This window comes from Brevibacillus sp. HB1.1 (genome assembly GCF_013332445.1).
In the GTDB taxonomy this organism is placed as follows: Bacteria; Bacillota; Bacilli; order Brevibacillales; family Brevibacillaceae; genus Brevibacillus; species Brevibacillus porteri.
In genome coordinates, this window is record NZ_JABMIV010000005.1 from 140,623 (window position 1) to 153,578 (window position 12,956).

13 protein-coding genes and 1 riboswitch are annotated in these 12,956 nt (G+C 49.5%); of the genes, 12 read left to right on the forward strand and 1 reads right to left on the reverse strand.

Going from position 1 to position 12,956, the window contains the following annotated elements; genetic code table 11:
* The first annotated feature begins 9 nt into the window (after nt 1-9).
* The 6 genes from HPY27_RS15415 (at nt 10) to HPY27_RS15440 (ending at nt 7,084) form a co-directional block, all read left to right on the forward strand.
* On the forward strand, nt 10-2,100 hold the full coding sequence (locus HPY27_RS15415) for a TerD family protein (protein ID WP_174225373.1): 2,091 nt from the start codon (nt 10-12) through the stop codon (nt 2,098-2,100).
* 214 nt (nt 2,101-2,314) lie between these two features.
* Nucleotides 2,315-3,163, forward strand: coding sequence for a HesA/MoeB/ThiF family protein (locus HPY27_RS15420; protein ID WP_174225374.1), 849 nt, complete (start codon nt 2,315-2,317; stop codon nt 3,161-3,163).
* Nucleotides 3,164-3,193: 30 nt separating this feature from the next.
* On the forward strand, nt 3,194-4,054 hold the full coding sequence (locus HPY27_RS15425; RefSeq protein WP_173623181.1) for a HesA/MoeB/ThiF family protein: 861 nt from the start codon (nt 3,194-3,196) through the stop codon (nt 4,052-4,054).
* Between the two features lie 8 nt (nt 4,055-4,062).
* Nucleotides 4,063-4,512, forward strand: a complete 450-nt coding sequence (locus HPY27_RS15430; RefSeq protein WP_017247402.1) for a DUF441 domain-containing protein — start codon at nt 4,063-4,065, stop codon at nt 4,510-4,512.
* Between the two features lie 36 nt (nt 4,513-4,548).
* The gene (locus tag HPY27_RS15435; RefSeq protein ID WP_174225375.1) at nt 4,549-5,652 is read left to right on the forward strand and encodes an alpha/beta hydrolase; all 1,104 of its coding nucleotides are present in this window, start codon (nt 4,549-4,551) and stop codon (nt 5,650-5,652) included.
* A gap of 13 nt (nt 5,653-5,665) precedes the next feature.
* Complete coding sequence (locus HPY27_RS15440; RefSeq protein ID WP_174225376.1) at nt 5,666-7,084, forward strand: LeuA family protein; 1,419 nt, start codon at nt 5,666-5,668, stop codon at nt 7,082-7,084.
* Between the two features lie 94 nt (nt 7,085-7,178).
* On the opposite strand, the gene HPY27_RS15445 is transcribed toward HPY27_RS15440, so the two are convergent.
* On the reverse strand, nt 7,179-7,871 hold the full coding sequence (locus HPY27_RS15445) for a M15 family metallopeptidase (protein ID WP_173623178.1): 693 nt from the start codon (nt 7,869-7,871) through the stop codon (nt 7,179-7,181).
* Nucleotides 7,872-8,054: 183 nt separating this feature from the next.
* A riboswitch (cobalamin riboswitch) is annotated at nt 8,055-8,270 on the forward strand.
* 164 nt (nt 8,271-8,434) lie between these two features.
* Here HPY27_RS15445 and cobO point away from each other — a divergent pair.
* Genes cobO through cbiB form a run of 6 tightly spaced genes read left to right on the forward strand, consistent with a single transcriptional unit; the run spans nt 8,435 to nt 12,944 of the window.
* Entirely contained in the window at nt 8,435-8,983 is a 549-nt protein-coding gene (cobO, locus tag HPY27_RS15450; protein ID WP_017247397.1) for a cob(I)yrinic acid a,c-diamide adenosyltransferase, read from the forward strand.
* Complete coding sequence (gene cobD, locus HPY27_RS15455; RefSeq protein ID WP_174225377.1) at nt 8,980-10,095, forward strand: threonine-phosphate decarboxylase CobD; 1,116 nt, start codon at nt 8,980-8,982, stop codon at nt 10,093-10,095. Before cobO ends, cobD begins: the two co-directional genes overlap by 4 nt.
* Entirely contained in the window at nt 10,092-10,631 is a 540-nt protein-coding gene (gene cobU / locus HPY27_RS15460) for a bifunctional adenosylcobinamide kinase/adenosylcobinamide-phosphate guanylyltransferase (protein ID WP_174225378.1), read from the forward strand. Before cobD ends, cobU begins: the two co-directional genes overlap by 4 nt.
* Complete coding sequence (gene cobS / locus HPY27_RS15465; protein ID WP_017247394.1) at nt 10,628-11,368, forward strand: adenosylcobinamide-GDP ribazoletransferase; 741 nt, start codon at nt 10,628-10,630, stop codon at nt 11,366-11,368. The genes cobU and cobS overlap by 4 nt, the downstream gene beginning before the upstream one ends.
* Entirely contained in the window at nt 11,365-11,997 is a 633-nt protein-coding gene (locus HPY27_RS15470) for a histidine phosphatase family protein (protein WP_174225379.1), read from the forward strand. The genes cobS and HPY27_RS15470 overlap by 4 nt, the downstream gene beginning before the upstream one ends.
* Nucleotides 11,994-12,944: an adenosylcobinamide-phosphate synthase CbiB gene (cbiB, locus tag HPY27_RS15475; RefSeq protein ID WP_174225380.1), complete on the forward strand. Its 951-nt coding sequence runs from the start codon at nt 11,994-11,996 to the stop codon at nt 12,942-12,944. The genes HPY27_RS15470 and cbiB overlap by 4 nt, the downstream gene beginning before the upstream one ends.
* Nucleotides 12,945-12,956 lie beyond the last annotated feature (12 nt).

Sequence of the window (12,956 nt, forward strand, 5' to 3'; positions counted from 1 at the left end):
GTGATGCCAATGAAAAATCAAATCTACCTTCGCCGGAAAAATAAAATCATCGTACATCAGGGGCAGCAACATGAACTGCCTACCTCTTATTTAGCTGCGGCTTTACGTAATATTGAGAGCTTGGGCTATACCTTTTCACTGGAATTGCTAGAAAGAATCCGGACGCTGTCGGAAGGAGAGTTTTTTGCGCTCTATTCGGACGTGGTAGCTGTGCTCAAGGTAAAGATCGGGGCATCCCGACAGTACAAGCCGATGTATCCGAATTTTCCTAAGCAAGTCATGGAGGCCGGCGAGGGTGAGCTGTTTGTAAATGCGATCATTCACTATTTGACGTTGGACCTTCCTGTGCACGAAGTGAAAAAACGTTTGCCTTTGCTGCGAGAATCTCGCCTGAAGTTGATACATCTGGGCACAGACGAAGAGCTGCTACAGATAGGAATGAACTTGCTCCGCTCCAATAGCTCGCTCTCTGCTACTGACAGGGAAGACTTGGAGGGCTTGATTCAGGCCTATGAAGGAATGGCAGAAGCTCTCCCAGCCGAGATTCCCCAAAAGGAAAACGTGGCGATTGCTGCTAGCCTGTTGCTCAAATATGACAAGCTTCCTGCTACTTTTTTTGCCCACTATTGCAAGACAGCGACAGATGTACTACGTCTGGCAGTGGCGCTGTCTGACGGGGATGTGAGCTTGGCGGAGCCTGCGAAGTTTCGCAAGTTTAAGCGCGGCGAAAGAAGACTGCTCCTCGGCCTGCTGGAAGCCAGCTCGAATATCGTAGAAGACATGAATCGATACAAAAACAGATGGATTCGTCTCGGGGAAATCTTGCATCCGTTTGAATATAAGGATCGCTATCCAAAAGCGGCAGAAGCATTCGATATTTTGCGCAACAATCACAAGGTCGAGACGTTCAATAGCCAAGTAGAGCAGGCGTTGGTACGTGCGGATGTGAATATGGCGATAAAGCTGCTCGAACAGCGTCCAGGGGAATTTGCCCGTCGTCTGGATCATTTGTTGCGTTTGACGGAGCAGGGGAGTTCAGTCCTTTCTGCCTTCGAGAAAATTGCGCACGGTGTATCGACTCCAGTTCTTTTGCAAGTCATGAATCACTTCGACAAACGGGATAGCTACGGGGAATGGCGGACCTTTTTTCCGAAAGGGCAAGTGGCGAAAGTACAGGCAATTGAAAACCGAGTGCCAGGACTGCAAGAGGACATTAGACAGAAGGCAGCGGATATTTGCCGGACATCGTTGTTGAACCGTTTTGCCCAATTGCCGTCGCTGGGTAACATCTATATCGACCCGCGGCTACAGGAGCATCTCGTTCCGTTTTCGATGCGATCCGCCAGCAAAGCACTACGCACGATTGCACGCGGCTCCCGGTTATCGATCCCGGATGGAGGGACCATTCGCTTTTTCCTGTGGTGGAGGGAAGGGATCGTCAACGATGTCCCTACAGGCAGAGTCGATATCGATTTGTCTGCCGTGCTTTATAACGATAACTGGAAATACATGGAGCATATTTCCTATACCAATCTGCGTTCCGACAAGTATCAAGCGTGCCATAGCGGGGATATTGTGGAGGCTCCCAATGGCGCGTGCGAATTCATCGACATCGACATTGATTCTGTCATCCGCTATGGCGGTCGATATGTCGTCATGAACCTGTATTCGTTTACGAGTCAGCCTTATTGCGATTTGCCCGAATGCTTCGCAGGCTGGATGATTCGTTCGGCGCCACAGACAGGGGAGATTTTCGAGCCACAGACGGTACAGGACAAGGTTGATCTCGCCGCAAACACGCGGATTTGTATCCCGGTTATTCTGGATCTCGTGGAGAGAAAAGTGATTTGGACGGATATCGCCCTGAATTCCGATCCGCGGTTTGCCAACAATGTGGAGTCCAATGCGGGAGGGGTGGAGCTGATGGGAAGAGCGCTCACCTCGTTGGTGAAGCCTACCCTGCATGAGTTGTTCATGCTTCATGCGCAGGCGAGGGGGAAGCTGACTGATCAAGCGGAAGAGGCAGATACAGTATTTTCCTTGGAGGAGGGAATTACGCCCTTTGATACGGAGATCATTATGGCGGATTTCTTACAGTAAGATTAGGGGAGTGTAAGGCTTGGGTTCGGTATTGTACCGGACTCAAGCCTTTTCATTTTGTCTATTCTAGCTAAAAATATTTCTCTTTTGTTCATGAAAATTTCAAATAAAACCCAATTAATAGTCAGAACGAGCTATTTTTTTGCTAGTAACTGGAACTCTATAATGGCAAATGTAATTGGTCAATTGAAATTGGAAAGAGGAGGAAGAAGAATTGGAAATGGATTCGTTTTATTGGGAAATGGTCAAGAAAAATATTGGCGTGTATACCACTGAGGAACAAAACCGCTTAAAGGAAGGAAGGGTCATCATATTTGGACTCGGCGGGGTTGGGGGGATGGAAGCGATTCTTTGCGCCCGCATGGGGATCGGGCAGGTCACTGGAGTAGACCCTGATGAATTCGAAGTTTCTAACATCAATCGTCAAATGCTGGCAACGGTACATTCATTGGGTAAATCAAAAGCGGCGACGGCTGAAGAAGCTCTTCAGTCCATCAACCCATACATATCTGTTCGATGCGTCCAAGCAAATGTTGATGAAGACAATGTGCTTGAACTGATGAAAGGGCACGATCTGGTGATTGAAGCAGTGGACGATATACCCTCCCGCGTCATCATCCACCGGACCGCTCGTGAGCTGGGCATACCAAGCGTGGGCATGTCAGGGAGCCCCCCAACCCGCGGGTTTGTCTCTTCCTTTTTTCCAGACGGCATCTCGTACGAAACAGCATTGAACATTCCAGGAGCAGGGGAAAAGTTGACCAATGAGGCGTTACGCCAAGAGATTGCTGACATAAAAAAAGCCAGGGCTTGGCACTCTGTCAAAGAAGGAGCTCCAAAGGAATGGGCAGAGGATTTTTGTGAGGGAAAGGCTGGCTGGATTATTACACCAGTTCGTGCCCATCTCATAGCGCTTTTCAGCTTTCATGAAGCTGTGCAAATCTTGACGGGCAGAGAACCGTTGGCACGTGCACCCAAAGGAGTTCTCATTAATCTAGATACGGACACACCGGTAAAAGTGACAACTCCCCCTGATGGAACGTGGAACTATGCAACACTATAACGATTTTGAAAGAACGAAGGAGATGATTGTATGTCATTGATAGAAAATAACGAATTATATAACAACAGTTTTACCCGCAATTTCGGAATCATTACGAGTGAGGAGCAAGCCAAACTGCGAAATGCTAGAGTAACGGTGGTAGGTGCAGGCGGCGTGGGAGGAATCACATTGATTCAACTCGCCCGGATGGGTGTAGGGAAGCTACATGTCATCGATCAAGACTCGTTTGAGGAAAGTAATCTCAACCGCCAAATGCTCAGCTTTGTCAGCAAAATCAACTCTCCCAAGGCGGAAGTAGCGAAGGAAATACTTCACGATATCAATCCAGAGCTGGAAGTAAAGGTAACAAGGGAGTTTGTTACCGAAGAAAATGCACATGATCTGCTGGGTGATACAGATGTGATTGTAGATGCTACGGATAATCTGGTTGCACGGGTAATCATCCATAGAACAGCAGCCGATATGGGTATTCCCTCCATCTGGATTGCGGTAACACCACCTTTCCGCGGAGGAGTCATGTGCATGACACCCGACTCCTTGCCCTATGAGGTCGCCATGAGACACCCTTCCTATCAACAGCCTCTCACGCCAGAGATGCGTGAAAAAATTAATCAGATCAAAGACGAGCGTGCAAAGTATTCCGTATCGCAAGGCGCTTTACCTGAATGGGCAGATGCCTATGTAAAGAGAGAGGCTCCATGGGCAGTGCTTGCTCCGGTAGCGAATATCGTCGGCGTATTGGCTAGCTTTGAGGCATTCAAACTAATCATTCAGAGACCAGACCTATTGCCAGCCGTTGCTCCCAATCTAGTCAAAGTCAATTTAGCTTCCGTCCAAATGGTACAGGTGGAAGCCCCGGCAGAGGGAAGCTGGGATAACACGCTACTATAAGGACTCCTATGTTGCATACCACCATTATCTTACTGGTAATCGCCCTCTTGTCATTAGTGGCAAAGGATCTGGTTCTCGTCTACGCTTCCCTCTTGCTGCTCGGATTATCTTTGCTAAAAGCAGTGCCTGTCATGGATGCAATCCAAAAACCAATTTTCCATGTGGGTCTGTTTTGTCTAATGGTATTCTTGTTGATTCCGATTGCCAAAGGAAAATATGATTTCATCTCCCTTGGCAAGGAAATGGTCAGTTGGAAAGCAACGATAGCCATTTTAGCAGGTTTTATCATCTCTTATGTCGGGGGAAAAGGCTTAAGTATTTTGCCAGATCAACCGGTTGTTTTCATAGGCGTAACACTTGGAACACTTTTGGCAGTGCTACTGACAAATGGGTTGCCTGCAGGCTTAATCATTGCAGCAGGATGCATTGCGTTGCTGTCAAGAATCTTCAATTTCTAGCACCCTCTAAATCTACTTTGAAAGAAGTGCCAAACTATGAATCTCAATCATCAAATGAAAAATCATTTTCTTATGCTAGTCATATCTTTAGGGCTGCTTGTTCAAGGGTGTTCAACTCCTGATTCCCCCAATCAAAATAGTACAACACAAGCTCAATCCGTAGTGGAATCAACCGGTGAGATCGTAACGGATGAGCTGAAAGTGCCAAGCATCGATCAGGACGTCTCCTTATATGTGAGGCATATGAGTGCCAAAAACAAGGAAAAGTTCACCAATAATGAGGTTGTATTGTTTCTTGAACCGTTTAGCGTACCTACCGCCCAAGCATTTGATGTTCCGGGATACTCCTGGATGGAAGAATACGCAAAGCAAGGTTACGACACATGGGCGATGGACTTCCGAGGGTTTGGGCATTCTACCCGACCAGTTGAGATGGATCGACCACCTGTAAAGAATGCTCCTGTCGTCCGTGCTACTGAGGCGGTAAAAGATCTGGAGGCTGTCGTCCAGCACATAAAGAAAACGCGACAAGTAGATAAAATCAGTATCGTAGGATGGTCTTGGGGTGGAGTTGTTGCGGGGATGTACGCGACTGAACATTCCGATGATATTGAAAAACTCGTGCTTTATGGTGTTATGCATGGTTTTTCTTTGCCTTTGATGGCAACTCCATTTGAAGCAAAAGGGAAGCCAGGTGAAATCAATCCCCAATTACCAGCGTACCAGGTTGTCCAGTTTGACAAGGCCATGCACCATTGGCACATGATGCTAGATAAACGTGATCTGGTTTCCGGTGAGGCAATGAATGCTGTATCCAAGGTCTTCGTAAACTCTGATCCTAACAGCAACAAGCAACCTGAACAATCCATCCGCCGTCCAATGGGACCTTTGGTAGATCTGTATTACATCTGGACAGACAGACCCATTTTTGATGCAGCGAAAATTACGACGCCAGTGTTGATCATTCGAGGAGATCTGGACTTTTTTGCCGATAAGTCCCTCTTCCATAAGCTGACCCATGCATCTGCAAAACAAGAAGTGGTTATCAAAGATGCAACACATTGGGTGTTGTATGAAAAAAATCGTGATCAACTCTTGCGTGAAACAGACGAATTCCTGAAAAAGGAAGTAAACCCGTAAGGATGTGCTGGAAATGAAGCCGTTTCAAATTTTAGATGCAACACTGCGAGAAGGAGAGCAGCAATCAGGCGTGCGCTTCACATGCGAAGACAAGATTCGCATCCTGCATCTCTTGGAAAGCTATCAGATAGACCTCATAGAAGTGGGCCATCCTGGAATTTCTGCCGTGGATGAAGAAATCTGCCGAAAAGTGGCTCAATCGGCAAGACGAGCGCAAATATTAATGCATGCGAGAGCTACTGTTGAAGAAGTACATGCAGTAAAGCGCGCCAAAGCAGACTGGGTGGGGATTTGGGCTTCCATTAATGATTTGTCTATCCAAACCAAATTCAGTCATCACCAGGAAAGCTATATACAAGAGAAAGTCCAACAAGCTGTTATCGAAGCAAAAAAGCTTGGCTTACAGGTTAGATTCACGATTGAAGACGCTTCACGGACAGAGTGGGAAAAGATATCCAGCTTAGGTCATGTTGCTTTGCAGGCAGGCGCAGATCGCATTAGTTTGGCAGATACTGTCGGGATATGGGAGCCTGATACATGCAAAAGAATTGTAACTCGTGCCATTGAGGAATTTGGATGCGAAATTGAAGTTCATCTGCATAATGATCTTGGTCTTGCTCAAGCGAATGCGCTGGCGGCTATTGATGCAGGCGCTTCTGTCATTGATGCGACAATTTTAGGAATCGGCGAAAGAGCTGGTATTACTGACTTGATCCAGCTTACTGTTGCGTTGCAAAAGCTTCGAAATGATCATCGTTATTCTTTGGATAGAATTCCCGAGCTTGTACAAGCGATCCGTATGACGACAGGGTATAGACCGGACGAACTGCGCCCTATCGCTGGGCAAAATGCTTTTACGCATACATCGGCTTACCATGTCCAAGCCGTCAAGAGGAATTCCAAAGCGTATGAGCCATTTCCTCCCGAAACAATTGGAAGAACACGGCTTCTCGAAGAAAAGCGTCCTCCACTAGGAAGCCCAAAGCTGCCTGTTTCCTTACAGGTAGGAAAGCCGTTTCCAAAAGGTGCTTCAGAGCTACAGTATCATCGTGACGGTCCAGGGATACGCTGGGTTATGATGGATTCGCGTGTTGATGAGCGAGCCTCATTCTATGTGATCCAGAGGATATTTGGATTATGCGATTTGTCCGGTATTCCTGAAAAACATGTAGACAGACATGCGCATCATTGTGACAGTGCCTTCCTCTTTTGGGGAGATGCATCTGATGGCACTGGTCTGGTGTGTCATGTTCAACTCGGTGAAGAAGAGAAGACTGTTGAGAGTCCAGCAGCTATTTTTATCCCAGCAGGCGTCGAGCATTCCTATCACTATGTGTCAGGTCGCGGAACTTATACAAATATTGTATTGTCGCCTGAATACAACAAAAGCCTTTTGGTTTCAGCAGCATCTTCTGAAATACCAGTGACCTAAGAGGTACAGGAATTTGTTGAGTTTGAAGAGTGGGCGGCCATCTGGGCATGAGTACGGTATCGACCGGGCTCATGCCTTGCTCGATTATTTGTGGTTACATCGACAAAACCCCGCCATAAATCGGCTCTTTCTGCGTTTTTTGTCCCCAAGTGCGCGTTCCGTATTCGAAATGCCACCATTCTTTCGGATAGTTGACGAATCCGGCAGCCGTCATCAAATGATAAAGCAGTCGGCGATTGTCTCGAATTTCGATGTCTTTTTGCTTAGACTGTGCCAGCTCTTCATAATAGCGAGTGGAAGCCAGTTCACTGAAATCATCGAAGACGGTCCCCATCTCCAGCCAGCCATCAGGCCCTGCGATAGTTAGATCCACTGCACCGCCGGATAGGTGAGGGGACGGTTTGGAGAGGTCTGTTGTTGGATAAGCGACGAATTTGCTCAATTCTTCCGTGAGGGCGGGTCCTTCCTGCCAGCCTTGTAATAGCAAGGCTTCACGGAAACGATCATACAAGGATGCCTGTACCTCAAATGAGCGCCAGCCGTCCAACACGACGAGCTTGTAGCCAACAGGCAGTTGCGCGGCTGCCGTGGCGAGCTTGTGTGCTGCCCCTTCTCGCAAAAAGGCTTCTGGCTGTGTTCCGGCATAGCCCTTGTGGTAGTAGGCTGGATAGACTGTGATTTGAGCTGAAAGGGAAGAGAGGGGGATCATCGGTTCGCCGCATTCCTTGATCGGCAGTGGGCTGGGCAGGACCATGTCTGGTATTTTTGGAATCGGAGGAAATAGCATGACTGCACACCACTTTCGATTGTTTTGCCAATAGGGTAACGAAAAACATCAGGCATGTAAACGGTCATTATCTTAAATTTTCTGCTAATAGTCACCAGCGACGAATCAGCAGCTTTTGCTTGAATCCTCGGTAGCTTTTGCTATTATTAAAGCAAGTGCTTGTCAACGAAACGAACGACATTTACATATGGAAGAGAAACAGGTCCTTGTTTTTGCGAAACCGATTCGCAGGAGCAAGGTTAAAAGGGAAGTTTGGTGAAAAGCCAACGCGGTCCCGCCACTGTAAGAGAGTAGCTGTTCTTCAAGGCATCATGCCATCCACTGCCCATTCGGGAGCGGGAAGGAGAAGAAGAGCGATGATCCTCGAGCCAGGAGACCTGCCTGTTTTTATGTTTACACTGATTTCCTTCGGGTCAAAGGAAGAGGTGAGGATTGTTGCTTTTCAGCTATCCGCGCTTTGTTTTTCCTTACGTACTGGGGGAAACAGAGCGCTTTTTTTATGCTTCGGAAAGTATTTGGAGGAAACAGCGGAGTAAAATACGTCACTTTTTGAGGTGGTCACGATGGAGAAAAACGATAAGAAGCGAGGATTGACCCTCGTTTACACAGGAGACGGCAAAGGAAAAACGACAGCAGCAGTCGGGTTGGCTGTGCGGGCGACAGGGCGCGGGAAAAAGGTGCTGATGGTTCAATTCATCAAGTCGCCAGAGCGTACATACGGAGAAAAGATTATTTTCGATAAATTGGGCATTGAAATTGTGCAAATGGGCGTCGGCTTCACATGGACGAAAACACCGGAGGAGCATCGTCAGGCATTGAAAGAAGCTTGGGCGTTTGCGAGCGAAAAGCTTTCTTCCGGAGCGTACGATGTCGTCATTTTGGATGAGCTAAATAATGCATTGGCGATTGACCGCTTCCCGATTGATGATGTGTTGCCATTGTCCGATGTGTTGGAAGCGATTCAAAATAGGCCAAGTCATATTCACCTCGTGATTACGGGACGGGCCGCAAAGCAGGAGATTTTGGACATCGCAGATTTGGTGACAGAGATGAAGCCAATCAAGCATTACTACGATGAAGGGATTCCAGCTGTGCTGGGGGTAGAGTTTTGACAAGCGCAGGTGTAATAGAGAAGTACGGTCATGGCGGAGACTTGCTGACCGCAGCGCAGCGCTTTGGTCGAGAGCCCGGGCAGTTTCTGGATTACAGTGCCAATATTAATCCGCTGGGGATGCCAGCAAGCGTTCGTGAGATGCTGCTGGATTCGCTGGCTGCTGTAGCCCATTACCCAGACCCTGGACATCGTGTGTTTCGGCGTGCGCTGGCGAAGCGGCTGCAAGTGCCGGAGGAATGGTTGCTGCCTGCCAATGGTGCAGCGGAGGCGATGGCACTGGCCATTCTCGGTCTTTCGCCGCAAACGGTTGGTGTGGTATATCCTTGCTTTTCGGAATACGCGCAACTTTCCGAGCAGTATGGTGCCCGTGTCATTGGCTGCTACGGGAAGGAAGCGAACGGGTACAAGCCCGATCCTATAGAGCTGCACACTCTTTTTACGCAGTCTGATCTCGTATTTGTCGGGTCGCCAAACAATCCGACGGGAATCATGTATCAACCGGATGAGCTTCGCCAAATGGCGGAATGGACGAGTAAGACCAACACGTGGCTCATCGTGGATGAGGCTTTCCTCGATTTTGTGGAGGAAGATCGGCAATATACATTGGCGACGCAGCTCGAGCGCTTTCCCCGTGTGATCTTGATGCGCTCGATGACGAAAATGTACGCGATCCCGGGATTGCGCCTGGGTTATGCGATTGCGCATCCAGATGTCATTGCGCGGATGCGCCAGAAGCAAGTGAGCTGGAGCGTGAATGCACTGGCCCTTTTAGCTGGAGAACTGTGCTTGCAGGAGCAGGCATATGAGGAACAGACGCGCAGGCTCATAAAAGCAGAACGTGCGTATTTGATCGATTGCATCAGCGGTGAGTTGGGCTGGCAGGTATGGCCGGGGGAGGCAAACTTTTTGCTGCTGCGCTCACCAGAAGGATTGCCAGCGGAACAATTGCAGGCACGGCTCGGCGAAAAAGGCGTTCTGATCCGCAACTGTGCGATGTATCCCGGTCTGACGGCACATGATGTGAGAATCGCAGTGCGTGGACGAGAGGAAAATGAAAGACTTCTGGCAGCGCTCCGCGAGGTCCATGCGGAAGGAAGTGAACAGCGATGAGCTTGGTGCTGGTAACAGGCGGTGTCCGTTCAGGAAAAAGCCGCTACGCGGAAGAGCTTGCGATGAAGTTGGGCAGTCGAGTCCTGTACGTGGCGACAGGCAAGGCCTGGGATGATGAAATGAAGCAGAGAATCGAGCTGCATCAGGCACGTCGTCCGCTGGAATGGGGCTGTGTGGAGGTAGGAGAGCGATTAACCGATTACCACGCATTCAGTGAGCAGTATGATGTGGTTTTAATCGATTGTCTGTCCACCTGGGTGAGTAATCGATTGATGAGTGTGGATGAGTCTGAATGGAGAAGTCCTTCACACACGCAATCCCTGCTGCAGGAGGCAGAGGCATGGCTGTCCCTCGTTCATAATTCCCCGCAAAAAGTCATTGCCGTCACAAGCGAGGTCGGATTGGGCGGTGTAGCCTTGAGTCGTTTGGGCAGATGGTTCGCGGATGTGCTGGGCGATGTCAATCAGAGAAGTGCGCGACAAGCGGACGCCGTCTACGCGGTTTTGTCGGGGATACCGTGGAGGATCAAAGGATGAATGCATTTTTACACGCGATCTCGTTTTTTACGCGTATACCGGTTCCGTGGCTTCGTCCTTCAGAGGAGGCGTGGAGAAAAAGCGTCAACTGGTATCCCGCAGTTGGTTTGGTCATCGGTTTATTGCTATGGGGTGTATATCAGGCAGGACTGGTGCTGTTTAGTCCATGGATCGCCGCTATTTTGACGCTGGTCGCATGGGTCTACGTGACCGGTGGTCTTCATATGGATGGGTGGATGGATCTCGCGGACGGTCTTGGCAGCAGCAGACCGAGAGAGCAAATCCTTTCGATTATGAAGGACAGCCGCGTAGGAGCGATGGGCGTTCTTGCTGCGATTATGCTGTTGCTGATCAAGGCGGGTGCAGTCGCAGAGCTCGCACATCCGGGATGGGGCAGCTTTTTGATCGTAGCACCAGTAGCAGCGCGGACACATGTGCTTTTGTCGATTAAGCTCTGGCCGTATCTTTCGGCAGATAAAGGGATCGGAAAAGGCATCAGTGCTGGGCTTTCCGTTTCCTCTATCATCGTGAGCTACATCATCGTGTTTGCCGCAGGTTGGTATCTTGGGGGCTTGCAGGTCATCACAGCCATTTTCCTGTCACTGTTGTTCGCTCTATTGTTTTCACGCTCGGTTTCAAAAAAATTGGGTGGACTAAATGGAGACTGCTACGGGGCTGTTATCGAAAGCAGTGAAGCAGTCGTTCTCTTGGTGTTAGTCGGGAGCTGGTGGTTATGAAGCTAGTTTGGATACGTCACGGGGAGACAGACAGCAATCGTGAGCATCGATATTTGGGGCATAGTGACGTTCCTTTGAATGAACGCGGGTATCTGCACGCGAGTGAGTTGGCAAAGGAATTACCTGTGCTCATCGGGCAACCTGCTGTGATCTATTCCAGTGATCTGCTCAGATGCATCCAGACTGCCGAACCGCTCGCAGCTGCTTGGGGATTATCAGTTATTACGGAACCAGCACTGCGAGAGCTGTCTTTTGGTGAGTGGGAGCTGATGACCTACGATGAGCTGATGCAGTCGGACCCTGTGCGAGCCACGAGGTGGTACGACGATCCTTTTCGAAATCGACCTCCACAAGGGGAGAGTCTGGAAGAGCTGGGGATGCGCGTGGATGGTTGGCTACGGTCCTTGTTGGAGAGAGTGGGCAAGGAGGAGGCATCCGATACAGTCGTCATCGTCACACATGGCGGCGTGATCCGCTGGTTTCAGGCCGCGTGGCTCGAAAACAATCCTGACCGATATTGGCAGGTCGATGGCATTAAGCATGGGGAGGCTCTAGTAGCGGAATGCTTGGATGCGGAAGGACAGAGCTGGATGCGACAACCCCTGAAGAGTAAGAGAGGGACAACATGACAGAAGTATGGATTTTATGCGCGGCCTACTTGATTGATCGAGTTGTAGGAGACCCCCGGAGCCTGCCACATCCAGTGATCATCATGGGCTGGTGGATTACACGATTGGAGCGGGTTATTCGTTCTCTCGTCAAAGAGGAGTCGCATTTGAAGCTGGCAGGAGTCCTGTTCCCGCTCGTGATCGTAGGCGGCAGCTACGCTGTTGTTTGGCTGCTTTTGTGGGGAGTCACGTTCATCCATCCGGTGCTTGCCTGGATCTTGGGTGCCTGGTTGATATCCACGACGATTGCAACAAAAGGCTTGGCTGATGCCGGGATGGAGATTGCCCGTCATCTCGTGGCTGGGGATATGGAAGCGGCGAGACGGTCCTTGTCCATGGTAGTCGGACGCGATACAGAGCGGTTAGATGAACCGGAAGTATGTCGGGGAGCGGTAGAAACCGTGGCGGAAAACATCGTCGATGCGATCGTCTCTCCGCTGATTTTCGCAGCGATTGGGGGAGCGCCGTTGGCAATGGCGTATCGTGCCGCCAACACTCTCGACTCCATGGTTGGTTATAAAAACGAGAAGTATAGGAATCTCGGCTGGGCATCCGCCCGCTTTGACGATGTACTGAACTACATACCCGCCCGTTTGACAGCTTTGTTGCTCGTTGCCGCAAGCTGGCTGCAGCGATTGGATTGGAAGCAGTGCTGGGCAATGATTAGAAGAGATGCACACTTGCATCCGAGTCCTAACAGTGGTTTGCCAGAAGCCGGAGTCGCTGGTTCATTAGGCGTGCAGCTCGGGGGACTGAATTATTACCAAGGTGTTGCATCGAATCGGGCAAAAATGGGAGATGCGAAACGACCATTGCAGGCAAGTGATATTGTCGCGACGATTCGTTTGATGTATCTCGTTTCGCTCTTATGTCTGCTCGTTAGCGTGATGATATCAATTTTATTATAAATAGGAAGCGAA